Genomic DNA, 26750 nt, shown 5'->3' with positions numbered 1-26750 from the left:
CGTGAGGAGGGGGCTATTGCATTACGATCATAATATTACATTATGAGCATAATGCAATGGGCGGCCGATCGGCGGCGGTCCGGCAGGCACGCAAGGACCGTGGCCATGTCAGTCGAGGATGCCGCCGCCCCGGCCTTGCCCGCCGCACAAGTCGCGGCCCATGCCGCGGCTCCGCTTCGCCAGGCGGCTTCGCCAGGCGCCGCCGTCACCCCAGGCGCCGCCGGCACCCTAAGCGCGGCGGAGCAGCGGCGAGCGGCACTGCTGACCGCGCCGATCCTGCCCACGCTGCTCAAGCTGGCCGCGCCGACCGTGACCGTGCTGGTGGCTCAGACCGCGGTGAATATTGCCGAGGCCTATTATGTCGGGTTCCTCGGTACCGACGCGCTGGCGGGCGCCGCGCTGGTGTTCCCCATCTTCATGCTGATGACCATGATGTCGAACGGCGGGTTCGGCTCTGGCGTTGCGTCCTCGGTCGCGCGCGCGGTCGGGGCGGGGCGCCGTGATGACGCCGAGGCGGCGCTGTTTCATGCCGTCGTGCTCGCCATCCTCGCCGGCGGTGTGTTCACGCTCGGCGTGACTCTCGGCGGCCCGTGGCTCTACCGGACCCTCGGCGGCCAGGGCGATGCGCTCGCTGCGGCCACCACCTATTCCAACTATCTGTTCGCCGGCGCCATTCCGGTGTGGATCGTCAACCTCCAGGCGGCGGCGCTGCGTGGCTCGGGCAACGTCAAGGTGCCCGCGCTGGTGACGCTGGTCGGCGCAATCGTGACCATCCCGGTCTCGCCGGCGCTGATCTTCGGCCTCGGGCCGATCCCGCGGCTCGGCATCGGCGGCGCCGGCGTCGCCTTCGGCCTCTATTATGGCGCGGCCATGCTGTTCCTGCTGCGCTACATGGCATCGGGTGCGACAGGCCTGAAGCTGCACATCGTGCCGCTGCGCCCAAAAATCTTCGGCGACATGCTGACGGTCGGCATCCCAACCGCCTTCAACGCGGTGTTGACCAACCTCACCGTCATCCTCGTCACCGGCGCGGTCGGCCTGTTCGGCACCTCCGCGCTCGCCGGCTACGGCATCGCCTCGCGGCTCGACTACATCATGATCCCGCTGCTGTTCGGCATTAGCACGGCGACCCTGACCATGGTCGGCGTCAACATGGGCGCGGGCCAGACCGCGCGGGCGCGCCGGATCGGCTGGATCAGCGGCATCGTCGGCATGGTCATGACCGGGACGATTGGCCTACTGGTCGCGATCTTCCCGACCGCCTGGCTCAATCTCTTCAGCCGCGATGCCGAAGTGGTGAGCGAAGGCATGACCTATTTGCGCATCGTGGCGCCGGCCTATGCCGCGCTCGGCTTCGGCTTCGTCACGTCCTTCGCCGCCCAAGGCACCGGGCGCGCCATGGGGCCGCTCGCCTCCTCGATCGCGCGGATCCTGATCGCCGCCGGCGGCGGCTGGATCGCGGTGGCAAGCTTTGGCGCGGGCATGGCGGGGCTCGCCACCATGGTCGCGGTGGCGCTCGTAGCCTATGCCGCGATCTGCGCCCTGGTCATGCTGTCGCCGTCGACCTGGCGGTCCGAATAGGCGCGGCTCACCTGATGCTGGCAACGCCAACGGCCGGCACCGGCAGCAGTAGCGCGTTGGTCAGCAACTGTAGCGCCGTCGGGCGCCGTGAATTCGTTTTCTGTTTGGCGTCGAATGGAGAAGGTGTGGCCCGCCCAGGCCGCCAATATGGATTTCCATTTTATTGATTTCATCCTGCGGAGAAGCGAATACGGTTCCAATCATTGTCGCAGACCTACGGAGACCAAGATGTCGTTTCGCCTCCCTCTGATCCTCTCGACCGTGCTCGCCGCCTGGTTGGCCACAGCAACAGCCGAGACCATCAAGATCGGCGTGACGCCGGGGCCGCATGCGCAGATCCTCGAGGCGGTGAAGCCGATCGCCGCCAGGCAGGGGCTCGATATCCAGTTGCTCGAGTTCTCCGATTATGCGGTGCCGAACGCCGCGCTCGACGCCGGCGAGATCCAGGCCAATTCGTTCCAGAACCAGCCGTATCTGGACAACCAGAAAGCCGATCGCGGCTACAAGATCGAGGCCGTCGGCCTGACCGTGAACTTCCCGATCGGCGTCTATTCGAAGAAGCACAAGGCCTTCGCCGACATCCCGGAGGGCGGCAAGGTCTCGATCCCGAACGATCCGACCAATGGCGGCCGCGTGCTGCTGCTGCTGCGCGACAAGGGCGTGATCAAGCTGAAGGATGGCACGGGGTTCAAGCCCACGGTGCTCGACATCACCGAGAATCCCAAGAAGCTGAAGTTCATCGAGGTCGACGCCGCGCAGGCGCCGCGCGCGCTCGACGACGTCGACGCAGCCGCGATCAACACCAACTATGCAACCCAGGCGGGCCTCGATCCGGTCAAGGATCCGATCCTGCGCGAGGACCCGAAGGGACCCTATGTCAACCTGATCGCGGTTCGCACCGCCGACAAGGACAAGCCCTGGGTCAAGGTGCTCGTGGACAGCTACCATACGCCTGAGGTGAAGGAGTTCGTCCTGACCAAGTTCAAGGGGGCGGTGCTGCCCAGCTGGTAGGCAGCCGGCGTCGTATCTTCGGCAGGAATGGACGGCTCCGGGGTGGCAGCCCTGCGCGGCGGCTGCTTGCCTCGCGCTGCGGCAGCGGACATCATGCGGGCTGTTGCAACGTTGGGCGCGGTTGGCATGAAACGGTTCGCAAATCTGAAAAGACTGGGCTTCTTCACGCGGCTTCTCGACGAGGCGCCGCCGGCGGACCGCTATCGCTTCGCGGCCGAGCAGATCGTGCGCGCCGAGAAGGCCGGCCTCGATTCCGCGTGGATCGCGCAGCACCATTTTCACGAGCGTGAGGGCGGCCTGCCGTCGCCCTTCACCTTCCTGGGTTATGTCGCCGCGCAGACCTCGCGCATCCGCCTCGGCACCGGCATCGTCACGCTGCCGCTGGAGAATGCGGTGAGGGTGGCGGAGGACGCCGCGGTGCTCGACCTTCTCTGCGACGGCCGGTTCGAACTCGGCGTCGGCACCGGCGGCAATCCGTCGGCTTTTGCCGCCTTCGGTCTCGATGGTGCCCAGCGCAACGAGATCTTTGCGCGCAATCTCGAGGTCGTCCGCACTGCGCTCGCCGGCAAGCCGCTCACCGGCGGCGACACGCTCTATCCGCAGCGGCCGCAACTGGACGGCCGGATCTGGCAGGCGACATTCTCGGTCGCCGGCGGCGCCCGCGCCGGCAAGGCGGGCGATGGCCTCCTGCTCTCGCGCACGCAGCCGCGGGCCAAGGATGCGCCGCGCGCAACGCTGGCCGAGATCCAGAACCCGATCATCGACGCCTATCTCGAAGCGCTGCCGCCGGGACGCGAGCCGCGCATCATGGCCTCGCGCAGCGTCTTCGTCGCCGACGACCATCGTGAGGCGATGCGCCTTGCCGACATTGGATTGCGGCGCGCGCTGCCGCAATTCATGAAGGGCGGTCACCTTCCGCCGGGCGAGACGCTGGCGGAGATGATCACCGCGTTCGACACGCATGTCGGCGCCGCCGACGAGGTCATCGCCTCGCTGCGTGGCGACGCGACGCTGGAGCGGGTGACCGACCTGGTCTTCCAGGCGCATTCGGTCGATGCACCGCACCCCTATATCCTGCGCTCGATCGAGCTGGTCGCGGACAAGGTGGCGCCGGCGCTGGGCTGGACCCGGACGGCGGCGCAAGACGTGGCGCTGGCGGGCTAAAGCATGATCCGGAGCCGAAGGGCCGCGTTAGTGCAAAGTCCGCAGCGGTCTTCCGAAAAATCACGCTCAAACAATAGTCGGAATGAACATGATCGCGTTGCACGAGGCTGAATGATGGCGACGAAGGATATCATCGACACGCTCGCCGGGATCGAACCGGGGTCCGCCCTGGACGGCATCCGCGCGAAGCGCGTGCAGGCGCGCGAGAACGCGCAGAAGAGCTATCTGTCGCTGTTCGAGCCGATCGACGCCGGCGATTTTTCGCTTTCCGAGCGCGCCGCGGTCGCGTTCTTCGTGATCGGTCTTCACCGCGAGCCCGTTGTCGCCGCGTTCTACCGGGCAAAGCTCGCGGCGACCGCCGAAGGAGCGCGCCTGGTCGAAGCGATCGAGGTCGAAATCGCGCGCGGCGCGACCTCGGGCCCGTACGGCGCTTTCCCGGCTGGACCGCTGTCGGTCGAGAACACGGCCGGTTTGATCTATCGCGTCAGCGCAGAGCGCAAACCCGACCTCGGTCCTCGGCTCGTTGCGGCGCTTGAGCATGCGCATCTGCTGGTGTTCCGGCCGCGCGATGCCGCGTCCGCCGACATGAAGGCGCTGCTGGCCGCCGGCTGGTCGAATACCGGCATCGTCACCTTCTCCCAGCTCGTTGCGTTCCTGTCGTTCCAGGTGCGCGTCGTCACGGGCCTGCGCGTGCTCGGCGCCTCGCTTGGGCGCACTGCAAACGCCGCGGCTGGCGCGTAAGGAGGCTGCATCATGAGCGCTGCAAACACAGTCAATCCGCCCGTCGTCTTCACCCAGGACGAGCTCGGCTGGGTGTCGTGGATCGACCCGCTGCCCGAGGCCGAGCTGACCGAGCGGCACTTCGCCGGCCTGGTCGATCGCGCCCGCGCCAAGTCGGAATATTTCCGCCTCTTGGTGCGCGATCCCGAGGTGCTGGAAGCCCGCACCAAGACCGACAAGGACATCTTCTACAACGTCGCCGATGGCCTGCCGCGCGCCGAGCGCGAGCTCGCAGCCGCCGCGACCTCGCGCTACAACGGCTGCATCTATTGCGCCTCCGTGCATGCGCGATTTGCCAGCACCTATTCCAAGCGCCGCGACGACGTGCAGCGGCTGCTCGACGAAGGCGTCGAGGCCGATCTCGGCGAGCGCTGGAATGCCGTGGTCAAGGCCTCGGTGGCGCTGGCCGCGACGCCGATCGCGTTCGGGCCCGACAATGTCGAGGAGCTGCGCCGCGCCGGTCTCGACGATGCCGAGATCGTCGACGTCATCAACGGCGCCTCGTTCTTCAACTGGGCGAACCGGCTGATGCTGTCGCTCGGTGAGCCCTCGAAATAGGCAATCTCACCGGCATGGAAATTGCTGCTTGTTTCAACATTGAGTGGATGGAGCCGTAGATGAGCAACATCGATCGCCGTACCCTGGTCAAGGGCTCGCTCGCCGCCATGATGGCGGGAGCGGCCTTCTCGCGCAGCGCGTTTGCGCAGTCGTCCGAGCCGATCCTGCTCGGCGTCAGCGGCCCCCTGACCGGGCCGAACGCGCAATATGGCACGCAGTGGAAGCAGGGCTTCGATCTCGCACTCGACGAGATCCAGGCCGCCGGCGGCATCAACGGCCACAAGCTCGCCTACAGCTTCGAGGACAGCCAGAGCGACCCGCGCCAGTCGGTGGCGATCGCCCAGAAGTTCGTGTCCGATCCCCGGATCGTCATGGAGCTCGGCGATTTCTCCAGCCCGGCCTCGATGGCGGCATCCCCGATCTATCAGCGCGGCGGCCTCGTGCAGTTCGGTTTCACCAATTCGCACCCCGATTTCACCAAGGGTGGCGACTTCATGTGGAGCACGTCGGTGAGCCAGGCCGACGAGCAGCCGCTGCTGGCGGCCTATGCCGTCAAGCGCCTCGGTCTCAAGAAGCTCGCGATACTCCACCTCAACACCGATTGGGGCCGCACCAGCCGCGACTATTTCGTCAAGGCGGCGAAGGAATACGGCGCCGAGATCGCGGTGACCGAGGGCTACATCGCGGAGGAGCGCGACTTCCGCTCCACCCTGGTGCGCGTGCGCGACGCCAGTCCGGACGGGCTGATCCTGATCTCCTACTATTCCGACGGTGCGCTGATCGCGCGCCAGGCCCGCCAGGTCGGGCTGAAGCAGACCATCTGCGCGGCAAGCTCGGTATACTCGCCGAAATTTCTGGAGCTCGGCGGCGAGGCGGTCGAGGACGTCCATCTCGGCACGCGTTATTTCCCCGAGGATCCCAGGCCCGAGGTGAAGAAATTCATCACGGGCTTCAAGGCCAAGTACAACGGGCAGGAGCCCGACGCCTTCAACGCCTATGCCTACGACGCGATGAACATGGCGGCCGCGGTCGTGAGGATCGGCGGCACCGATCGCCGCGCCATCCGCGACGCCTTCGCCAAGGTGAAGGATGTGTCGAGCGTCATTTTCGGCTCCGCGACGTTCGACGTCGAGAGCCGCCGGGTCAAGGGCGCCATGAACGCAGAACTGGTCGTGCGCAAGGGCCAGTTCGCGCTCTGGGACGGCAAGCCAACCTGACCTATTGGCTGGAGCATTCGCTCCGGCTGCCTTCCTTCCTACGCGGGGACCAACGTTTGTCTTCCTGGCTCGACTACACGATCAACGGGCTGATCGTCGGCAATGTCTACGCCCTTGTTGCAGTCGGGCTCGCGCTGATCTTCGGCGTCAGCCGGCTGATCAACTTTGCGCAAGGCTCGATCTATCTGGTCGGTGCCTATATCGGCTGGGTCGCGGTGGTGCAGCTGCATACGCCGCTGCCGCTCACCATCATCGTGGTCGCGGTGGCCGCAGCGCTGGTCGGGCTGATCATCGAGCGGTTCGGCCTGCGGCCGCTCCAGAACTCGGTGCGCATCGCGCCGCTGCTCGCGACCATCGGCATCAGCTTCGTGCTCGACCAGCTGGTGATGCTGACGTTCTCGCCGAACCCGCGTGCGCTGCCGAGCCAGTTGCCGGACGTCCGCTTCCAGATCGGCGGCGGCACGATCGGGCCGCTCGATCTGCTCATCGCCGGCGTCGGCATCACCAGCGCGCTGCTGCTGTTCGTGTTCCTGCGCTACAGCAAGCTCGGCTGGGCGGTGCGCGCCACGGCGCAGGACCGCGATGCCGCGATGCAGATGGGCGTCGATGTCAACCGCGTCAATCAGGCGGTGTTCGGCATCGCCGCGGCGCTCGGCGGCGTCTCCGGCATGCTGGTCGGCATGTACTACAACCAGATCGACACCGCGATGAGCCTTCAGGCGACACTCAAGGGCGTCGTCGCCGAAGTCGTCGGCGGCGCCGGCAACGTGCCGGGCGCGGTGATCGGGAGCCTGTTGCTGGGACTGGTCGAAAGCTACGGCGTAGCCGTGTTCGGCACCAGCTACCGCAATCTGTTCGCGTTCCTGCTGCTGGTCGTCGTGCTGGTGTTGCGGCCGAACGGCCTGTTCGCCAGCGCGCGGCAGGCGCCGCCCGAGCCGCTCACCGGGACTTTCATCGCGCCGAGCCGGCCGGTGCGCATTCCGCGCTGGGCGCTGCTGGTGGCGGCCGCTGCCTTTGCGATCCTGCCGCTGTTCCCGGTGTCCTTCTACGTGCTCCAGACCCTGATCAACGCCTGGCTGCTCGGCATGCTCGCGCTCAGCCTCACGCTCGTTGCAGGCACGATCGGGCAGGTCTCGCTTGGACATGCGGCGCTGCTCGCGATCGGCGCCTACACGTCCGCGCTGCTGTCGCTGAGCTTCGCCGTTCCCGTCGGCCTCGCCATCATCGGCGGCGGCCTGATGAGCGCTGCGCTCGGCACCGCTCTGATCTCGCCGTCGTTCCGCCTGCGCGGGCACTACGTCTCGATCGCGACGCTCGCCATCGGCGAGATCGTGTCGCTGGTGATCTTGAACTGGGAGAGCGTCACGCGCGGGCCGATCGGCATCTCCGGCATTCCGCCGCTGTCGCTGTTCGGCTACGACCTCGTCAGCCCGTCGTCGGTCTACTGGTTCAGCCTTGCGGTCATGGTCGTTCTGGCGCTGCTCCAGGCGCGCCTGCTCGGCTCGCATCTCGGCCGCAGCTTTCGCGCCATCCGCGACGACGACATCGCCGCGCGCGCCTACGGCCTCAGCCTGAACCGCTACAAATCGCTGGCCTTCATCTTCGGCGGGTTTGCGGCGGGTGTCAGCGGCGGCATCGCCGCGCATCTCTATTCCTACATCAACCACGAGACCTTCAACACGCAGCAGTCCATCCTGGCGCTGACGGTCGTGATCCTCGGCGGACTCGGCAATGTCGTCGGCGCCATCGTCGGATCGGTGGCGCTGGTCGGCCTGCCCGAATTGTTCCGGATCGCGGCGGAGTACCGCATCCTGATCTACGGCATCGTGCTGCTGCTGCTGGTGCGGTTCAGGCCGCAGGGCCTGTTGGGGACGATGTGATGGCAGAGCAGCACATTTCCATGCTGTCGCTGCGCGGGCTGACGCGGCGCTTCGGCGGCCTCACCGCGGTCGACGCCATCGATCTCGACCTTGCCAGGGGCGGGCTCGTCAGCATCATCGGCCCGAACGGCGCCGGCAAGACGACGCTGTTCAATCTCGTGACCGGGCTCGACCGGCCCGACGCAGGTCAAGTCCGCTTCGAAGGCCAGGACATCACCGGCCTTTCGCCGGAACGCCTCGCGGCCGAGGGCATTGCCCGCACCTTCCAGCTCGGCCGCGTCTTCGGCAATCTCAGCGTCATGGACAACGTCCTGATCGGCGCGCATACGCGGCTGCGCGCGGTCAAGCCGGCGGTGCCGGTGATCGGCCCGCTGCTGGAATTGGGGCTGGCGCTGCTGCGTCCCGCCAGTGTCAAGGCCGAGGAAGAGCGGCTGCGCGAGGAGGTGAAAGCCATCCTCGCCCGCTTTGGCGAGCGGCTGCTGCCGCGGATCGACCAGCCGGCCTACAGCCTCTCCTACGCCAACCGCCGCCGCGTCGAGATCGCTCGTGCGCTCGCTCTTAAGCCGCGCCTGCTGCTGCTCGACGAGCCGACCGCCGGCATGAACCCGACCGAGACTGCCGAAATGCAGGGCCTCGTCGCCGAGTTGAAGGCGGAGGGGCTGACCATCCTGTTGATCGAGCACAAGCTCGAGATGGTGATGCGCCTCTCCGACCGCGTCATCGTCATGGACGAGGGCAAGAAGATCGCGGAGGGACCGGGCGAACAGGTGCGTGGCGATCCCAAGGTGATCGAGGCCTATCTCGGTCACGGCCTGTCGGGGGCGGCGGAGCAGGAGAGCGCGGCATGACGAATTCCTCTTCCGGGCCGCTGCTCGCGCTGTCTGATGTCAACACCTTCTACGGCCAGGCCCAGGTGCATTTCGACCTGTCGATCACGGTCGCGCGCGGCCACATCGTCTGCCTGCTCGGCGGCAATGCCAGCGGCAAGTCTACGACGATGAAGATCATCCTCGGCCTCGTCAAGCCGCGGTCCGGCGACGTGACGTTCGACGGCGCCTCGCTGATTGGCCTCTCCACGCCGCAGATCGTCCGCCGCGGCATCGCCTCGGTGCCGGAGGCGCGGCGGTTGTTCGCGGACATGACCGTCCGCGAGAACATCCTGATGGGCGCCTTCGTGCGCAACGACCGCGATGCGGTGGCGCAGGATCTCGACAAGATGCTGACGCTGTTTCCGAAGCTCGGCCAGCGGCTGTCGCAGCGCGCAGGCTCCCTGTCCGGCGGCGAGCAGCAGATGGTGGCGATGGCGCGCGCGCTGATGAGCCGTCCCAGGATGATCGTGATGGACGAGCCGACCATGGGCCTGTCGCCGCTCTATGTCGACCGCGTGCTGGAGCTGATCCGCACCATCAACCAGGAGGGCGTGTCCGTGTTCATGGTCGAGCAGAACGCCAGCCTCGCGCTCGAGATCGCGCACGAGGCCTATGTGCTCCAGACCGGCAAGATCGTGCTCTCCGGCCCCGCGCGGGCGCTGAAGGACGATCCTCGCGTCCGCGACGCCTATCTCGGCGGGGCCGAGGCCGCGTAACGATCAGGCCGAAGCTGCGCTCTGTGCCGGCTCCGCCGGCAGATCGTCGCCATTGGGATCACCGGGCGCGGTCGCCCAGGCCAGCTCCACCAGCGTCACGATCCTGCGTCCGCCGCCGTCGAGCTGGCAGACGATGAGACCCTGCTCCTCCATGTAGCTGAGCAGGCGCTGCGCGCGGCGCAGCGAATGCGAGCCATAGGCGCGGGCGATCGCGGCATCGCCCGGGCAGGGCCAGCCTTCCTTCGCCGCGCGCGCGATCATCATGAAGACGCCCTGCATGTCGTCGGGCAGGATCGAGGCGCGCAGCGACACGTCCTGCCAGTCGTCGTCCTCGGCATGCTCGGCGCCAAGCCCGGCGCGCGCGCGCGTCAGCATGCGGCGGAATTCGTTGAGGTCAGGCACGGCCGCGCCGAGGCCCTCGATGCGGCAGCGGACCACGAACTCCTGATAGAGCACGCCGACGGCGCGGAAGCCGGCATCGGGCTCGGCGAGCACGGCACGCAGGGTCCGGTCGACGCGTTCGCGCCGCTCCGCGAGCTCCTCCGCGCTGACCTGAACCTCGACCACCTCAGGCCGGATCTCCGGCGTGGCGGCCGCTTTCGCGGCGCGCAGCTGTTCGAGCAGATCCGGCGCGGGCCGGCGCTGCGGCCGGCTGGCATCGGGCGGCGGTGCGGCCAGGATCACGTCGCGCATATCCTCGCGTGCGGAGTCCGGCATCGGCATCAGCCGCGGCGTGGAGTTGCGCGCGTGGGTATCGGTCGGGCCGATGTTCAGGCGCAGCGGACGCCGCGACAGCGCAGGTCCCAGGGCCATGAACTGGCCGCGCTCGAGATCGCGAAAGGCTTCCGCCTGGCGCCGCTCCATGCCGAGCAGGTCGGCGGCGCGCGCCATGTCGATGTCGAGGAAGGTCCGGCCCATCAGGAAGTTGGAGGCTTCCGCCGCGACGTTCTTGGCGAGCTTTGCCAAACGTTGCGTCGCGATGATGCCGGCGAGCCCGCGCTTGCGGCCGCGGCACATCAGATTGGTCATGGCACCGAGCGACAGTTTTCGCGCCTCGTCCGACACCTCGCCGGCGACTGCCGGCGCGAACAGCTGCGCCTCGTCCACCACCACCAGCATCGGGTACCAATGGTCGCGATCGACGTCGAACAGGCCGCCGAGAAACGCGGCGGCACGGCGCATCTGGTTCTCGGCATCGAGGCCCTCGAGATTGAGCACGGTTGAGACGCGATGCAGCCGCGCGCGCTCGCCCGCGACCTGAAGGCCGCGCTCGGTGTGATCCTCGGCCTCGATCACGAGATGGCCGAAGCGCTCGGCCAGCGTGACGAAATCGCCCTCGGGGTCGATGATGGCCTGCTGCACCCAGGGTGCGCTCTGCTCCAGCAGCCGCCGCAACAGATGCGACTTGCCGGAGCCCGAATTGCCCTGCACCAGGAGGCGGGTCGCCAGCAGTTCCTCGAGGTCCATGGCCGCCGCGGCGCCCGCCGTGGTCTGCCCCATCTCGATCGCAACCGTCATGTCCCGACTCAAGTCCCCATCATTCGCGGACAGGGGCTTATCAACCCGGCCGGGGCGCGTCGAGCACCACAGCGCGAATCATGCTCTGTTGCCCACGACGGCGTTCAGGCGTGATTCGACAACCGTAGAAGCGCGGGGCGATAGGGCGGGACGGGATCGTCGTCCTCGTTCGGGGGAATCGCGCAGGAGCCGAATTCCTGCCTGATCCGCTCGATCTCGGCGATGCGCTCGTGCAGCCGCTGCAGATGTTCCGGTGATGTTGCCCGCCAGAACCGGAACGTGTCGGGGGTGAGCGGCAGGAACGCGGTGCCTGATGGCGTCGGATCGGGAACGACGGTGCGTCCGAGCAGCAGGAATCGGTTCTCGCTGGAGACCACGAGGGTCGCGTAGCCGCGGTTTCCGATTCGCCTGATGCCGTTCATCGACCATTCGGCGAGCTTGCTGAAATACGGCTCCTCGCGCCAGCGATCGGGGCAGTCGTCGTCGACCGTGACGTTGACGGCGTCCTGGCTGAAATGCACCACGATGCCCGATTTCGCTGGAAACCATGCATCGTCGAGATGGCCTTGCAGCCAGGCGCAGGCGAACGACCGGCACATCTGCGGGCGGCTCGCGTAGATGGTGCATCCGGTGCCCGCCTGCCAATGCCTGCAGAGCTGGTTCACCGGCTTGTCGACCGCAGCGACTTCGAGGATATCGCAGCAGGCGTTGCACGATCCGCATTGACGCGGGTTGGGCGCTGTTCTCGGCAGACCCGTTGCCCTGAAGCCTTGGCCGTCGCGTACCAGGAGCTTTTGTTTCTCCAGCGCAGCCAACGCACGTTCGATCTTGAGACGGGATAGTCCGGTCGCGTCGATGACGCCCTTCATGGTCGTCGCGCCTGCCTCGACCGCACGGACGACGCTCAGCATCGCCTGATCCATTGCTTCTTCTCGTGTTCTTGTCTGGATCCCAAACGCAGGCATCGCAAATCAATGCCGGGCAAGATGACTTACAAAGCTATCTTGCTCACGCCTAAGCGCGAGGCAAGACGACGAGACGTGGGCAGCGACACGATCGCGTGATCAGGACGGCGCGATCGCTCTCATCGAGTTCGGGCAACACCGGGAACCGTTCCGTGCGAACGCGGCCAAAGTCGAGCATGGCGGTGCCGCCGCATGACGCAGATCAAGATTTGCCGGCGCGATGCTGTTAGCCTGGGCTATGAACTTCCTGACCTTCTTCACGGCGACCTGTTTTCTCCTCGCCCTGCCGGGACCGACCAACACCTTGCTCGCGACATCGGGGGCAGGGATCGGGATATCGCGGTCGCTCCGTCTGCTCGTGGCGGAGCTGTTCGGCTATCTCGCGGCGATTGCGCTGCTGCGGCTGGCGCTCGGTCCCGTCGTGAGCGGCATTCCGCTCGCGGCCGTCGTGCTTCGCGTGGCGGTCAGTGTCTACATCCTGGGCCTTGCCGTCATGCTCTGGCGCGTCAACGCGCGCGAGCTGCGCGGCGGCGCTGTGGTGACGTTCCGTCAGGTGCTGATCACCACGCTGCTGAATCCGAAGGCGATGGTGTTCGCCTTCCTGCTCCTGCCGCTCCAGGCCGGACTGTTCGAGCTCCTGCCGTGGCTCGGAATGATCGCGCTTCAGATCGTCACCGCGGGCGCCGCGTGGATTGCGTTGGGCGCAACGCTTGGCGGCGGCGCCCGTCGTCTCGGCTACCCTGAGATCATCACGCGCACCGGCGCGGTCACGCTCGTCGCCGTGACCGGCCTGATCTGGCTTCAATCATTCCTGAGCGCGTGAGCGCCTGCGTAGCGCGATAGCGACAGACGTGGCGCGCGGCTACTGCGCGCCCGATCCGCCCTGCACGATCTTCTCGTTCAGCTTCTGGTCCACGGTCTCGACCGTGCGGTCGATCTCGGGGTTGGGCACGCCGAGCTGATGCGAGATCAGCTTCACCAGCAGGTCGACGCGCTCGATGAAGGGCGCGCCGCTGGCCACCGCGCGCGCGGCCGACGACGGCTTGAGCAGGCTTTCGGCCGCCTTGGCGTATTTCGCGAACGGCACCTGGTCTTGCGGATCGGCGCCGAGGCGGCGGGCGATCGCGTCGACATGATCGTAGATCGTCTGCGAGCGCTTGAGATCGCCGTGCACGGCGTCGCGGATCGACTGCGGCTCGTGCGGCGTGATGCAGCGGTAGTTGCCGGTCAGCAGCATCGACCACTTCGCAAGCGGCACGAACAGGGAATCGAACACTTTCAGCTTCACCGGCACGTCGTGGCCGTCGAGCGTCACCGCGTCGATGTCGGCTTCGAGCTCGCGCAGCACCTTGTTGTGCTTCTCGTCGGCGAAGACCGATGCCTTGAAGTTGGTGGGCAGGCCGACGTGAAGCACGTTCGCGGCTTCCTCCGGCGGACGGAAGGCCTGCGGGTCGGGCGAGCACAGCGTCACCAGGCCCGGCTCGAACCGCTCCCACACCTGCGCGTTGGTATAGGCCTCCTCGAGATCCATGCCTGCGAGCGCCGGAATCCGCTTCAGATAGGGCAGCGGCGGCATGTTCATGATCGACAGGCACGGCAGCTTCGCCGCGGCGATCTTAACCATGAGCACGCGCACCGTGTGGTTGGTGTATTGCGGCTCCTGCATCGCAAGGCCGACCATGTCGTAACGGGAGACGTCGACATCGGCCGGCGTCACCGCATCGAGCTTGCCGGGCAGGTCGCGCGAGAAGATCGCCCGGTGCACCGCCTCGTCGCGCAACTTGATGCGGACCTCGGTACCGTCACGGTTGATCAGCTCCGCGGTCTTGGCGCGGCAGACGAGGGTGACGTTGTGTCCCGCCATCAGCAGCTTCGTGCCCAGCAGGGAGCCGTAGGAAGCCCCGAGAATCAATATGTTGCGCGCCATGTTTCGTCCCTTGGAAATGTCATGTGATTTTTGTGCCCCGGCTGCAATCCGAGGGCAGGTTGCCGGCATGTAAAGCGAAGTGCCCGATAATGGCAACTGGGATAATGCATACAAGGGGGCCGGCAGGCGGCGCAGCCGTGTTGCTGACGCCAGGAGTGTGACGATTCCTGGCCGGCTATGGGTCTGCAGATCCTCGCACTGCTCACAGCAAGCTGCTTATCCGAATTTCGGAATGTCGGATATCTCGATCATCCGGCTCACCTAGAAGGCGATCGTATATCGTCACGTTTCGCGCACCGTGTGCGGATGAGCGGCGTTGATGGTTCGTCTCGCGAGTTTTCCTGCGACATCGACAGTCAAAAAAACCGCGGCGAAGACGGCCGCCATCGATGAAAGCGGCAATCCGCCGCATCTTTCTTCGCTATCTTGATTGGCGGCGCGCCGGTTCGGGTCATAACAGGTTCACGATGAAAGCCGACACAGGCCCTGCCTCCTCTGTCATCAAATGGCAGCCAATATTTAGTCGTCGATCGCAACAAAAAACTACAAACCTAGGACCGCAAAAATGGCAAAGTGGCGCGGGGCCATGACTGTACATCAGCAACGGAGCTGAGACGTGACGATTGAGTTGGAGCCGGCGTGCAACTTGTGTTGAGACCGGCTGATGGGGGCTACACACGGTTTGGCCAAGTGCCCTCGCCCGCGCGAAGCGAAGACGAAACGAACATCGGATGGGGTCTCGCTGCAACAACGCTCCGATCCTGCGCGGGGCACGATGTGCTGTCCCTGCGTGGAGTCGAGACGGCAGCGAGACAGATCGGCGAGGCGGACGGCATCAGCAGACGCAAGCGCGATGGACGCGACCAGGTACGCCTGGGATCGCATCGAGCAGGCGTGCACGGCTCTGCGCTGAATGCGCAGCCGGCAAGCCCGGCCAATCGCTGACGGCGCCGTTCGGAGAAAAAAATGGAAGGTGATCATTGGCCTCACGGCCGCTGTGACGGCGCCGGTGGAAGCCTCGTACGCTTGCGAAAGCGCGCGTCCGAATTTTTCGAAAGTCTGTCTGTCGCGGAGCTTGCGCGCGAGGCGCACAGGCATCTTTGGTTTTCAGACTGGTTGAGGGTTGCGGAAGACTACCGGAGCTCCGCCGAATCCGCGCGCGCGGACGGTGCCGGCCGGATCGTCGCGTGCGAAGCGTGGATATGCGCGCTGATGGCGTTCGAGGTCGCGCGAAGCCTGTCTTCTCCGGACGATCTCGCGAGTACCGACTTCGCCGATAGGGTCGGTCTCAGCCTGAGAAGCTTCGCGGACGATGCGGCTCACGCGATCGAGCACGTCGAGATCGACGACTTCGAGCAGGGAGCGTTGACCGGCTTCTTCCTGCCGGCGCTCTGTCACGGGCCTTCCGCGCCTGCGGTCATCTGCATCGCCGACGAGGACGTCACCCTGGCCTCGATGATGAGCAGGCTCTTGCCCGCCTCGCTTCGCCGGAACATGTCACTTCTGCTCATCGATCCCGGCAGTTCGCCTGTTCGTCGTCCGCTCAAACAGGAGCATATCCTCCAATGCTGGCTGGACTATCTGGAGGCCCGCCCGGATGTCGACGCGCAGCGGATAGCGATCTACGGCGAAGGAACGGGCGCCAGTCATGCCTCCCGCCTTGTCCTCTCGGATCGCAGGGTAGCCGCCGCCGTGTGCGACGGCGGTCTTTTGCGGTCGGTCGCGCACCGGGCATCGGTTCACTGGATGACAGGCGTCGAGCAGGTCGTCGAGGGCGGAGCCTCGATGCGTCCGTTGTCGTCGCCGCGCCGAATGGCCTGTCCGCTTCTCATGGTGGTCGGGAGCCGCTCGATGGTGCGCGAACAGGAGGCACTCGAGCTGCAAGCCGGCTATCGCCAGGCCGGAGCCGACTGCTCGATCGTCGTGCCGAATCGCATCCCGTATCCTCTGGGCGAGGTCGAGAATTTCATCACGGTGGACGACTTCATTTTTGAATGGCTCGACGCCAAGCTTGGAGCTGCCCGTCGCCTCGATCCCGTCACCTATCTTTAGCCCGTGATCCGCATGACTGAGCCGCGGTCTTCTCGCGACGAACGCGGCGCAGTCATCCGGAGACAACGACCCGAAGCGCGCCGAGGATTCTTTCCCATGCCGTCGCGCCTTGGCTGCGTCGTGAAGAACCGCGTATCACGACACGTCGATAGCCAGTAGCCGTGCAGCGAGCCGGGCATTCTTGGCAATGGTCGCGAGCGCGGCATTCAAATCGGCGAGGGTCTTCTCGTCGAGCTCGTTGAACATGGTCGAATTCAGGGCGAGCTTCCGCTTGGACAGTTTTTCAATTTCCGTCGTCGCCTTTTCCGTCAGCGACATCAGAACGAAGCGGGCGTCGTCGGCCGCTGGCCGTCGCGACAGGAACCCGTGCTTCTCGAGGCTCTTGGTCTGGTTGGTCACGAAGGCGGGGTGGACGCGCAGCTTGTTCGCGACGTCGATTCCGGCGACGCCTCGTCCCTCGTCCAGCTCGGTGATGGCCATCAGGATCAGCCATTGCGGCTCGGTGATGCCCAGCAGTCCGGCCCAGCTGCTGTGGATGTCCTCGAGCTGAGAGTGGATTTCAACGACGTTCCAGATGAAGTCTGTAATCGCCCGGTCGAGCTTCTTCTCGATCATATGGCTTCCCCCTTGGTCATTTTTCTTTTTGTCTTTGATCAGCCTTTTAGCGGGATATTGGGAAACCGTCTCGCATATCGTGCGCGGAACTCTTCATTGGGGAAATCGTGTCGGCACTTAATGCTTGCAAAAAACAATTGATTAAGTTATGTCACGTTCACTCAGAATTTGCTGCTCTTGACCGCTGTCAACGACCAGCGATGTGAGACCTCCAAGAAAGCCCTCGGGATGCCCCCTGAGGGCTTTTTCTTTTATTTCAGCTACTTGTGCCGCGTCTTTCGCCTCCTGTTGCTCGCAGGCAACATCCCCTTTCCAACTTGCGATTCACTAAATCAATGAATTGAGACGATTGTTTTTATAAACTATACGTGAAGCACGACGGAGGGGGGGCACCTCGCTGTCGTTTCAGTCCGGACCTTCAGTGCGGATCTGAATTGAACGGAAATTGATGTGGGTAACGCGGCCTCCAGCGAGGAGCCGAGCCCCCGAACCGACCTGGAGGTTTACTAATGAAGTTGACGAAGACGCTCTTTCTCGGCTCGGCTGCCGGCCTGATGGCCGCCTCCGGGGCGTTCGCAGCCGATCTCCCCGTAAAGGCCAAAGCGGTCGAATACGTGAAGATCTGCTCGCTGTACGGCGCCGGATTCTACTACATCCCGGGCACCGACACCTGCATCAAGCTGGGCGGCTATTTGCGTGCCGACGCGAACCTCAATACCAACTCGGACTTCAATCCGAACCAGGGCGGCGTTGCCGGTGCTCGCAACCGCCTGATGAACTACTACACCTTCCGCGCTCGTGAAGACCTGAACATCGACACCCGCACCGCGACCGAGTACGGCGTGGTCCGCACCTTCTTCGACGGCGTGTTCACCTGGACGACCGGCAACTATACGCCCACCGGTTCGGCAACGGGTGGAACCCAGTACAGCGGTACGCTCGGTCTCAACGCTGCGGGCACCGGCCTCGTCGGCTCGAACGGCTCCGGCTCGGTGAACGGCACCGACGGCAACACCTCGGCCGGTGCGCTCGGCGTGTACTACGCCTTCATCCAGTTCGCTGGCTTCACGATGGGTAAGGCCGTGTCGCAGTTCGACGCGCCCTGGACCAACTATCCCGGCAACATCACCGACAACCTCGTCGGCGGCAGCGGCACCGTGACCGGCGTCACCCAGTTCACGTACACGGCCGACTTCGGCCAGGGGATCACTGCGTCGTTCTCGGCTGAAGATGCGACCCAGTACTATCAGGCTGGCAACCTCAACATGACCGGCGCGACCGCGGCTGGCATGATCGGCGGTTCGTACGGCACCAACGCCATCGGCGGCTCGCGTTCGCCGAACCTCGTCGGTCAGGTGCGTGTCGACCAGGCCTGGGGCCTCTTCCAGGCGTCGGTGGCTGCGCATGACAACCACGTTGGCTATTACGGTGCGAACGAGACCACCGGCCACCCCGACGACAAGTGGGGTTGGGCGGTTCAGCTCGCTCTCTCGATCAAGAACATCCCGACCGGCGCGGGTGACACGATCAACATCCAGGCCGTCTACACCGACGGTGCGACCCGCTACAACTTCCAGAATCTGTCGGGCAGCTCCTACGCGCTGTACGGTAATTCGGGCGTTGCTGGCGCCTACGGCAGCATCGGCTTCGCCAACGCTCCCGACACGGTGTTCGTGACCGGCAGCTCGCAGGAAACCGTCAAGACCTGGGGCTTCCGTGGCGCTTACACCCACAACTGGGATGCGGCCTGGAACACCGCGATCTACGGTGCCTACGCTCAGGCCCAGTTCGGTACGCTGGCCAAGACCACCCTCTGCGGCGCCGGCGGTGCTGGCGGCGTGTTCGGTGGCCTGGCGGGTGTGACCAGCTGTAACCCGGACTTCGCGATCGGCCAGCTGGGTCTCGTCACCCGCTGGACCCCGGTCAAGAACCTGACGTTCTCGGCCGACCTCTCCTGGACCCATCTCGACCAGAAGTACTCCGGTACGGTTGGCGTCACCCCGAACGTCGTGACCGCCAAGCCGGCCGCGACCTACGAGCTGAAGGATCAGGACTCGATCGCCATGATCCTCCGCGCTCAGCGCAACTGGTAAGATCTATCGAACCACGCGAACGAACACCCGGCGGGAAACCGCCGGGTGTTTTTTTGCGCCTGGATTGCTTCCGCCTTCGCTAAAGCTTCGGCGGACAAGTCGCTGCGCTCGCAATGACGAGGTGGAGACAGCCTCGTTTGCCCGACGGGCAAAACACCCGCAAAGCTGTCAATCCGCCTCGACAAAAATATTCCACTTTACCGAAATTCGGATTTGTCGTATGTGTCGCCCATCCCGGTTTGACCTTGAGGGGCGATCTTGTGTCGTCACGTTTCGCGAGCCGGGCTGCGGTGGACGCGGCAGCGTCGGCACGACATGGTGCGGGCAGGGCGGGTAGTCCCTGTGAGCCCGAAACCGCGTGCGGATGAGCGGCGCTGAAAGCTCGTCTCGCCAACATCTTTCCCGCGACGTCGACAGCGCGGGAGAACCCTGTGGCGGTCGGCGAATGCGCGTACGGCAAAACCGTGTGGTCCTGGCCGTCGTTGCTACGGTCAAGCCTTTCGCGGAGGTGCACGCGAGCCCGACCGGGCGGACGGCATCGTCAATTCGCGGGGTGAGGGAGGCCAGAAGGAACTCGGCTCCCGGGAGATCACGGCATAAGCCGTCAGACCACTGCGCAGGGAAGGCCGAGTGTTTTGGCTGCACCTGTATGCCGCTGTGCATCTTTTCATGCGCTACACGCGCACAGCGGACCGTGGGTGCCAGCCGGCACCCGGCCTTCCCTGCGCCCTCTTGGCTGAAAGAGGGTGGAGCGATGAAGCAAAGCTCGGGCGAAATGCGCCGCGGGGACGTGAAGGCGTGTCTGCGAGTCGAGAAGCGAGCCAGAAGATGACGACGATTCGTCTTGTTCCGTCCTTGCGAGCGCAGCGACTTGTCCGCCGAAGCCTTAGCGAAGGCGGAAGCAATCCAGAGTCTTTCCGCGGAGGGATTCTGGATTGCTTCGCTGCGCTCGCAATGACGATGTGGAAACTACGGGCGCTTATCTCTCGCCGTTGTGCGGGGATGACGGAGCTGATACTGCCGTCATTGCGAGCGCCGCGAAATCTTACACAAGCTTTGGCCGCGCCATCGGTGCGGAAGTTGCGCTCAGGCTGCGGGCCTTCGCCTCATCCCTGGCTCGCCACGCGCGCACGGTCGAGATGCGCCTTGATCTTCGGGCGGTCGCGGGTGCGCTCGAAGCTGGTGCAGAGCAGTTCGGTTTCCTCGAGCGAGACGGGGGCGCGATACAGCCGGCACATGAATTCGGCGGTTGCGCGTCCCTTCGCGGCGGCCGGGCCGATGCCAGGGCTGCGTTCGGCGAGAAACATGCAGTCCCGGCAGATGCTGGCATCGAGCCGCTGGTGAGCTGCGTCGAGGTGATTGAGGATCTCCCGCAGCGAGTCGCGCAGCCTGATGCACTCCTCGGTTCCGAGCGCCGTGACCGCATTCACCACGTGGTTGATCGGGTCGTGCTGGCTCAGGCACTTCTCGCCCTGCGCGGTGACGTGGAGCACCACGGAACGCTTGTCCTCGTGCGAGGGCTTTCGCACCAGGAAGGACCTGCTCTCGAGCGTCTTCACGATCTGCGATGCAGTCGCCCTGGTGGAGCCGATGAAGCCGGCGAGCGCGGACGGTGTGCGCGAAAACCTGTTGGCGCGGCCGAGAAAGCGCAGCGCCATCCATTCCCGATCGCGCAATCCATGCTGATTGCCTTCGAAATACCAAGCCCTCGCCGCCTGGACCAGCAGCTCGACGGCTTCTCGTGCCAATGGCATGGATTTACCTCGTCCCCGGAACTTCGTCTGCGGCGTCCCGAAGCCGCCTTGCGCCCTGGTTCGCGATTAATTCGAAAGAGGTCAGACCTCCGGAGATGCCCGATGAGTACGTCGTGCCCGATTCCTGCTCGAAGGCACGGACCGCAACGCGCCCGAGCCGAACCAGCGTGCGTCGCGTCGTCCGGAGCGAGAGGCCGCGTCGCCGATGACATGCCAATCGCGTCGTCGTCGCACGGGAGCCCAAGTTGCCGTCACGAACGGACGATGGACGGGAATTGTTCAACCGAAGCCCCTGAGTTCAAGTCACAAGCAGACGTTTCTTGATATTCCACCGAAACGATGAATGAGCTTCTCAACAAAATCAAGTAGAGACGCTCTCGGAGACTGGATGTCGTTGCAGGCGAATGTAACGTTCAAGACAATCTCGCTCTTAGGGACACATGGTAGTGAACGCAATACGTTGTCCTACGGGCAGCATGCCCGCAAGTATACGACGGTTTAATTGCAGGGCACGTCGTTGTCCGCCGTTGATGCAAGTTGATGGAAGCTTGTGCATGACAAAAGCTGATGCGCGTTGATGAGTCATCCACAACTTGTGCAATGCGTCCGGAGAATCGCCGAGAGAACTTGTAGGGATTACACGCGGCGGTTGTTCCACTCGCGGAGCCGTCTCCGCTTCCGTCGCGGCCGCCCGATGAGTCATCCGAACGGTTGATGCGCTCACGACGGGTCGCGGTGGCGGTGACGGGAGGCATGCGCCGGCCGCGTGACTGGATGCGCGACCGACTGTAGAAACAATGAGAAGGGCGAGATCGCGGGCGCGTCGTGCGCCGTCTCACCTGCTACTCGCCCTTGAGCATGTCCCTCAGCTCGCGGAACGGATCTGCGCTCGGCTGAGCCGATGCGTCTTGCCGCATTGCGCTGTAGATTCTCGGAACCAGGTCGATCGCCTGGTCGAGGCCCGAATCACGTCCCGACTGGTATCCGCCCATCAGGCGAAGATCGCGCGTGTCCTCGTATTTGGCGATCATGGTGCGCAGCTTGCTCACCAATTCGCGCTCTTCGGGGTCCCAGACGTTATGGGCGAGGCGGGAGACCGAGGCCAGAACGTCCACGGCCGGATAGCGCGCCTGGTCGGCGATGTGCCTGGAGAGCACGATGTGCCCGTCGAGCGTGCTGCGAATGGTGTCGGCGATCGGCTCGTTGTGATCGTCGCCGTCGACCAGCACGGAGAAAATCCCGGTGATCGTTCCGGATCCCTCCTCGCCGGGGCCGGCGCGCTCCAGAAGGCGCGGCAGGTCCGTGAAGACCGTCGGCGCGTAGCCGCGCGCGACCGCGGGCTCGCCGGCGGCGAGCGCGACCTCGCGGGCGGCGTGGGCGAAACGGGTGATCGAATCGACCACAAGCAGAACCGATTCGCCCCGATCGCGGAAATATTCGGCTACCGCCATGGCCGTCTTCGGCGCCAGCCGCCGCATCATCGGGCTCTCGTCGCCCGTCGATACGATGGTGACCGCACGATTGCGATTGGCGCCCAGCACGTCCTCGATGAATTCGCGCACTTCGCGGCCGCGCTCGCCGACGAGCGCCAGCACGACGGTGTCGAAGCCCTGGCTGCGGGCAAGCATCGCGAGCAACGTCGATTTGCCGACGCCGGAGCCGGCAAAGATGCCGACGCGCTGGCCGGCGCAGATCGGGGCGAACAGGTCGATGACGCGCACGCCGGTGCGCAGCGGCTTGTGGACGCGCGCGCGCTTCATGGCCGAGGGCGCCTCGGCCTCCGCCGAGACGGCGCGCGATCCCGGCGTCAGCGGGCCTTGTCCGTCCAGCGGGGCGCCGAGCGCGTTGATGACCCGGCCCTTCCAGCTCGGATCGGGCGCGAAAGACAATGGCGGCATGCGGTAGGCGACGGAACCGAGACCGCCGGCAAATTGCCGGTCGAACGGCTTGGCGATGATGCCCTCGCTGTCGATCCGCACCACCTCGCCGATCTGGGGCTTGCCGCCGGAGTTGACGCCGATGAGTTCACCGAGCCTGACGAAGCGCGACAGGCCGGAGACACGGAAATGCGTCGGCGCGATCTCGGAGATCGCGCCGCTGACGCTTGCCAGGGGAGTGCTCTGCTGAAGCTCCAGCAGCGCCCACTCGAGTTGCCGAAGAGCGTTCAAAGAAACCGTCCACCCTCATTGCGCACGGGGCGCACTCTACTTGCCGGGCTCGCCCAGCGTCCGGATTGCGTTCTGGAGCGAGCTCTCGGTGCCCTCGATCATCGAATTGGTGCCGTCGAAGGCGCGCGAGGCCGCCATCAGCTTCGTCAATTCCATCATCGGATTGGCGCCGGAGCCCTCGACATAGCCTTGCTTGAAGCCGTCGCGGGAGAAATCGGCGATGGCGGTCGCAGGCCGGTCGGGCGTCACGCCCGAATTGCCGTAGCGCTCGAGATTGGCATCAGTGGGAATGTTGAACAGGCCGATGGTGCCGATCTCGTTGTTGTCCTGGGTGATCGCGCCGCTGCGTGCGATCGAGACCGGCCCGCCGTTCGGGTCGAGCGTGATCTGCGCGCCGCCGGCATCGATGACGGGGAAGCCGGCCACCGTCTGAAGGTCGCCGTTGGCGGCGATCTGGAGCCGGCCGTCACGCGTATAGACCGTGCCGTTCGGGCCGGCGAAGGCGAGCCAGCCCTGACCGACCACGGCGACGTCGAGCGGATTGCCGCTCTCGGTGATGTTGCCGGTCTCGCGCGAAATGATGTTGTCGCCGGGCGAGGAGAACGCGACCGGGTTCGCGCCGGCCTTGGACAGCACGGTCTCGAACTTCACCACGTCGGTGCGGAACGCCGCCGTGTTGACGTTGGCGACGTTGTTGGCGATCGTCTGGAGGCGCTTTTCGAGGGCGACCTGCGCCGACAATCCCACATAGAGAGCCGATTGCATGACTTACTTCCCGAACCGGATGGATTGAAGCTTCGTGAGCATGTCGGTATCCAGGCTGGCCGACGTCGCCGCGCCGCCGATCAGGACCAGCGCGGGGTTGGTCGAGTTGTCGCTCTGGGCCTGGGTCGCGTCCCACATCGCCGCGAAGCGCTGCACGAACTTGGTGACCTTGGTCGGGTCCTGAAAATCGGTGAGGTCGATCTTGTCCGTGATCATCTTGGCCTGGGCATCGATGTCGGACGAGCTGATCGTCGACGACCAGCCCATGGCGGTCTGGACGACCTGGGTCAGCGCCTTGTCGGCGAGGATCTGGTAGGCATTCGTGATCGTGGACGCCTTGCGGGTGAAATAGAGCGCCAGCCGCAGGCCCTCGTTCTGGTCGCCGGCCTTCTGCTCCATCGTCTGCGTGACGTACTGGGTGGCCGTGCCGGTCGTGGCTGCGGTGGTCTGGGTCGCCTTGTCGCCGAGGGCGGCGAAATTGAAGGCGGTGGCGAATTCCCGGTAACGGGCGTCGGTGAGCTTGTTGGCGAAGGCGTCCTTGTTCGAGACCCCCTCGGTCAGCACCTTGCGCATGAACGCCTTGGCGTAGGTCATGTCGCTGAGGCCATAGGCCTTCATGGCATAGGTGTAGAGGCGGTAGTCCTTCAGGAAGTCGTCGATCGTCTTCACGTTGCCGATATGGCTGAGGAAGTAATCGGTCTCGCGGCTGACATCCGGCTGGGTCGCGACCTGCGTCATCGACTTGCCCAGGTCCTTGGTCAATCTGGTGTAGTCCGCGATCGTGGATAGCATGACCCGCGCCCCTCTGGTCGCCATTGCGACATCGTCCCAAGCTGCCGTGAATTGCTTGCGCGGGGCTGGCGAGCGGGAAGCCAGCTTCGCGCAAGCGTCGCCGACTAGACATTCCCGGTGGGATCGGCGATGGAGTGGCGCGTTGCTCAGTTTCGTGGGGATTTTCATCACGGTGGCGGCGCTGCTCGGCGGATTTGCCGCCATGGGCGGGCATCTGGCCGTGCTGATGCAGCCGTGGGAGTTCGTGATCATCATGGGCACCGCGGTCGGCACCTTCATCGTGGCCAACCCTTGGAAGACGGTCGTGGATACCGGGGTTGCCTGCATGCAGGCCATCACCGGCGCGGTGCCGGGCCAGCGCTACTATCTCGACCTGCTCGGGGCGCTGCATGCCCTGATGCGCGAGCTGCGGGGCAAGGGCCGCAACGAGGTCGAGGCGCATATCGACGATCCCGCGTCCTCCGAGATCTTCAAGGCGTTCCCGAGCGTGCTCGGTGACCCGTCGCTGCTCCAGTTCATCTGCGACTATGTCCGTCTCATCATCATGGGCAATGCGCGCACGCACGAGATCGAAGCGCTGATGGACGAGGAGATCCACACAATCGTGAAGGGCAAGCTGGCGCCCTACCATTCGCTGGTGACGGTCTCCGAGGCGTTGCCGGCGCTCGGCATCGTCGCCGCGGTGCTCGGCGTCATCAAGGCGATGGGCGCGCTCGACCAGTCGCCGAAGCTGCTGGGCGGCTTCATCGGCGCCGCCCTGGTCGGCACCTTCGCCGGCATCTTCCTGTCCTACGGCATCATTTCGCCCTTCGCGATCAAGATCAAGATGACGCGCGAGAAGAAGTGCCGGCCCTACATCATCGTCAAGCAGACGCTGCTGGCATTCATGAACGGCGCCATGCCGCAGATCGCGGTCGAGCACGGCCGCAAGATGATCTCGAGCAGCGAGCGTCCGTCGATCGATGTCGTCGAGAACGAGACGATCGCGGGTCCGAAGGCTGTCGTGGCTGACGCTGAACCGAAGGCGGCGCGCGCATGACGATGGAAGACGTCGAGGTCGATCAGCGGAAGCAGTTGCCGAACTACCTGCTGGACGCGGCCGGCATATCGATCGAACGCATGCCGATGCTCAATGTGATCTTCGATCGCATGGCGGCATCCTGCACCGATAGCCTCCAGCCGATGGCGGGAACGCCCTGCTATTTCTCGGTCAACGGCATCACCAATGATCGGGTCGGCGACATCATCAAGGACTATGAGGCCAACGCGGTCGCCGCCGTGCTCTATGCCGAGCAGTGGGACTCCCGCATCATCATCATGCTCGACCGCGATTTCGTGTTCACGATGGTCGAGGCGATGTTCGGTTCCGATGGTGCCGAACCGCCGCTCGACGTCGAGCGCTCGTTCTCGAACATCGAGATCCGCCTGGTCCAGGCGCTGTTCGAGCGCTTCGCCAAGGCGCTGCAATCCGCCTTCGCCGGCACGTCCAACGTCACCTTCCGTGTCGAGCGGGTCGAGACCGCGATGGCCTCGCTGGCGATCGGGCGGAGCGGCAACATGTCGATCTGCGCGAACATCATGTTGCAGGCGCTCTACCGCGGCGGCCAGATGTTCCTCATCATTCCGCACTCCGCGCTCAACCCGCTGCGCCAGAAGCTCGCCCATGTCGTCGTCAGCGACGGCCGCGCGTCCGATCCGCGCTGGCGCGAGCAGATGGAGAGCGAGGTCCACCGCACCGAAGTGACGTTGAGCGCGGTGCTCGATGAGAAGATGGTGACCCTCGGCGACGTCGTGAAGTTCCAGGTCGGGCAGGTGCTCGAGCTCGAAGCCACGCCGCGCACGCTGGCTCGTCTCGAAAGCAACAACCAGGTGCTGTTCTGGTGTCAGATCGGCCAGCTCGATGGCTATTACGCCATGCAGGTGGCAGATCCCGTGGATCAGAAACGGGAGTTCGTCGATGATATCCTATCTCGTTGATGCGGTGCTGCTGATTGCGCTTGCCTTCACCAGCATGCGGGTGACGCGGATGCACCGCGAGCTGGCGCGGCTGCGCAGTTACCAGGGCGAATTCTCGACCATCGTCCACGAGACGGCGGGCGCCTTCGACACGGTTATCACCGCGGCGCATGATTCGACCGCAAATCTCGGACGGCTCGCCAACGTGCTGAGCACGAAGATCGACCAGGCCCACGAGGCGATCGCGGCGCTCGACGCCAGGAGCGGGCTCGCGTCCGCAGCGACCGGGAGCGGCGCCGACGTGAACAAGCACTGAAGCCGGGGCCGGCGAACCAGATACGACCGGAACGCCGTGGCGCTCCGGGAGCG

Annotated in this window: 23 protein-coding genes; 15 read left to right on the top strand and 8 right to left on the bottom strand. The window is 65.1% G+C overall.

What is annotated here, in order from left to right:
- The first annotated feature begins 105 nt into the window (after positions 1-105).
- From BJA_RS34965 to BJA_RS34925, 9 genes are all read left to right on the top strand, one after another.
- Positions 106-1581 (top strand): MATE family efflux transporter, encoded by a 1476-nt coding sequence (locus BJA_RS34965; RefSeq protein WP_038965648.1) that lies wholly within the window; start codon positions 106-108, stop codon positions 1579-1581.
- Positions 1582-1809: 228 nt separating this feature from the next.
- Positions 1810-2592 (top strand): MetQ/NlpA family ABC transporter substrate-binding protein, encoded by a 783-nt coding sequence (locus BJA_RS34960; RefSeq protein WP_063921647.1) that lies wholly within the window; start codon positions 1810-1812, stop codon positions 2590-2592.
- A 126-nt stretch (positions 2593-2718) separates the two neighbouring features.
- Positions 2719-3756 carry a putative FMN-dependent luciferase-like monooxygenase gene (locus tag BJA_RS34955; RefSeq protein WP_038965649.1) on the top strand — a complete coding sequence of 346 codons (1038 nt, stop codon included), beginning with the start codon at positions 2719-2721 and terminating at the stop codon, positions 3754-3756.
- 114 nt (positions 3757-3870) lie between these two features.
- Entirely contained in the window at positions 3871-4497 is a 627-nt protein-coding gene (locus tag BJA_RS34950; RefSeq protein ID WP_038965667.1) for a CMD domain protein, read from the top strand.
- A 12-nt stretch (positions 4498-4509) separates the two neighbouring features.
- Positions 4510-5094: an alkylhydroperoxidase domain protein gene (locus tag BJA_RS34945; protein ID WP_011089638.1), complete on the top strand. Its 585-nt coding sequence runs from the start codon at positions 4510-4512 to the stop codon at positions 5092-5094.
- A gap of 59 nt (positions 5095-5153) precedes the next feature.
- Positions 5154-6311 carry an ABC transporter substrate-binding protein gene (locus tag BJA_RS34940; protein ID WP_011089637.1) on the top strand — a complete coding sequence of 386 codons (1158 nt, stop codon included), beginning with the start codon at positions 5154-5156 and terminating at the stop codon, positions 6309-6311.
- A gap of 56 nt (positions 6312-6367) precedes the next feature.
- A complete protein-coding gene (locus BJA_RS34935) occupies positions 6368-8191 on the top strand; it encodes an ABC transporter permease (RefSeq protein WP_038965650.1) in 1824 nt (607 codons plus the stop codon).
- Positions 8191-9039 (top strand): ABC transporter ATP-binding protein, encoded by an 849-nt coding sequence (locus BJA_RS34930; protein ID WP_038965651.1) that lies wholly within the window; start codon positions 8191-8193, stop codon positions 9037-9039. The genes BJA_RS34935 and BJA_RS34930 overlap by 1 nt, the downstream gene beginning before the upstream one ends.
- Positions 9036-9776: an ABC transporter ATP-binding protein gene (locus BJA_RS34925; protein ID WP_011089634.1), complete on the top strand. Its 741-nt coding sequence runs from the start codon at positions 9036-9038 to the stop codon at positions 9774-9776. The genes BJA_RS34930 and BJA_RS34925 overlap by 4 nt, the downstream gene beginning before the upstream one ends.
- Before the next feature lie 3 nt (positions 9777-9779).
- Here BJA_RS34925 and BJA_RS34920 read toward each other — a convergent pair whose 3' ends face one another.
- A complete protein-coding gene (locus BJA_RS34920) occupies positions 9780-11294 on the bottom strand; it encodes an ATP-binding protein (protein ID WP_011089633.1) in 1515 nt (504 codons plus the stop codon).
- Positions 11295-11398: 104 nt separating this feature from the next.
- Entirely contained in the window at positions 11399-12217 is an 819-nt protein-coding gene (locus tag BJA_RS34915; protein WP_038965652.1) for a YkgJ family cysteine cluster protein, read from the bottom strand.
- A gap of 262 nt (positions 12218-12479) precedes the next feature.
- Between BJA_RS34915 and BJA_RS34910 the strand changes: the two genes are divergently transcribed.
- Positions 12480-13082, top strand: coding sequence for a LysE family translocator (locus tag BJA_RS34910; RefSeq protein WP_011089631.1), 603 nt, complete (start codon positions 12480-12482; stop codon positions 13080-13082).
- A gap of 39 nt (positions 13083-13121) precedes the next feature.
- On the opposite strand, the gene BJA_RS34905 is transcribed toward BJA_RS34910, so the two are convergent.
- A complete protein-coding gene (locus BJA_RS34905) occupies positions 13122-14186 on the bottom strand; it encodes a ketopantoate reductase family protein (protein WP_038965654.1) in 1065 nt (354 codons plus the stop codon).
- A 966-nt stretch (positions 14187-15152) separates the two neighbouring features.
- Between BJA_RS34905 and BJA_RS34900 the strand changes: the two genes are divergently transcribed.
- Positions 15153-16238 (top strand): alpha/beta hydrolase family protein, encoded by a 1086-nt coding sequence (locus BJA_RS34900; RefSeq protein WP_011089628.1) that lies wholly within the window; start codon positions 15153-15155, stop codon positions 16236-16238.
- A 135-nt stretch (positions 16239-16373) separates the two neighbouring features.
- On the opposite strand, the gene BJA_RS34895 is transcribed toward BJA_RS34900, so the two are convergent.
- Complete coding sequence (locus BJA_RS34895; protein ID WP_011089627.1) at positions 16374-16853, bottom strand: MarR family winged helix-turn-helix transcriptional regulator; 480 nt, start codon at positions 16851-16853, stop codon at positions 16374-16376.
- A gap of 509 nt (positions 16854-17362) precedes the next feature.
- On the opposite strand from BJA_RS34895, the gene BJA_RS34890 reads away from it, so the two are divergent.
- Positions 17363-18946, top strand: a complete 1584-nt coding sequence (locus tag BJA_RS34890) for a porin (protein WP_011089626.1) — start codon at positions 17363-17365, stop codon at positions 18944-18946.
- A gap of 1106 nt (positions 18947-20052) precedes the next feature.
- Here the strand turns inward: BJA_RS34890 and BJA_RS34885 are convergent.
- From BJA_RS34885 to BJA_RS34870, 4 genes are all read right to left on the bottom strand, one after another.
- Positions 20053-20700: a MarR family winged helix-turn-helix transcriptional regulator gene (locus tag BJA_RS34885; RefSeq protein WP_011089624.1), complete on the bottom strand. Its 648-nt coding sequence runs from the start codon at positions 20698-20700 to the stop codon at positions 20053-20055.
- 842 nt (positions 20701-21542) lie between these two features.
- The gene (gene fliI / locus BJA_RS34880) at positions 21543-22868 is read right to left on the bottom strand and encodes a flagellar protein export ATPase FliI (protein WP_011089623.1); all 1326 of its coding nucleotides are present in this window, start codon (positions 22866-22868) and stop codon (positions 21543-21545) included.
- A 36-nt stretch (positions 22869-22904) separates the two neighbouring features.
- On the bottom strand, positions 22905-23633 hold the full coding sequence (gene flgF, locus BJA_RS34875; RefSeq protein WP_011089622.1) for a flagellar basal-body rod protein FlgF: 729 nt from the start codon (positions 23631-23633) through the stop codon (positions 22905-22907).
- Between the two features lie 3 nt (positions 23634-23636).
- A complete protein-coding gene (locus tag BJA_RS34870) occupies positions 23637-24425 on the bottom strand; it encodes a DUF1217 domain-containing protein (RefSeq protein WP_028175215.1) in 789 nt (262 codons plus the stop codon).
- Positions 24426-24567: 142 nt separating this feature from the next.
- Between BJA_RS34870 and motA the strand changes: the two genes are divergently transcribed.
- From motA to BJA_RS34855, 3 genes are read left to right on the top strand one after another with little or no spacing between them, the layout of a single operon-like run.
- A complete protein-coding gene (motA, locus tag BJA_RS34865) occupies positions 24568-25464 on the top strand; it encodes a flagellar motor stator protein MotA (protein WP_028175216.1) in 897 nt (298 codons plus the stop codon).
- Positions 25461-26402, top strand: a complete 942-nt coding sequence (locus BJA_RS34860) for a flagellar motor switch protein FliM (protein ID WP_011089619.1) — start codon at positions 25461-25463, stop codon at positions 26400-26402. Before motA ends, BJA_RS34860 begins: the two co-directional genes overlap by 4 nt.
- Positions 26383-26697, top strand: coding sequence for a hypothetical protein (locus BJA_RS34855; RefSeq protein WP_011089618.1), 315 nt, complete (start codon positions 26383-26385; stop codon positions 26695-26697). The genes BJA_RS34860 and BJA_RS34855 overlap by 20 nt, the downstream gene beginning before the upstream one ends.
- Positions 26698-26750 lie beyond the last annotated feature (53 nt).

The organism is Bradyrhizobium diazoefficiens USDA 110, assembly GCF_000011365.1.
Lineage (GTDB): Bacteria > Pseudomonadota > Alphaproteobacteria > Rhizobiales > Xanthobacteraceae > Bradyrhizobium > Bradyrhizobium diazoefficiens.
The sequence above is the reverse complement of the archived record's forward strand: the minus strand, read 5'-3'. Positions and strand labels throughout refer to the sequence as shown.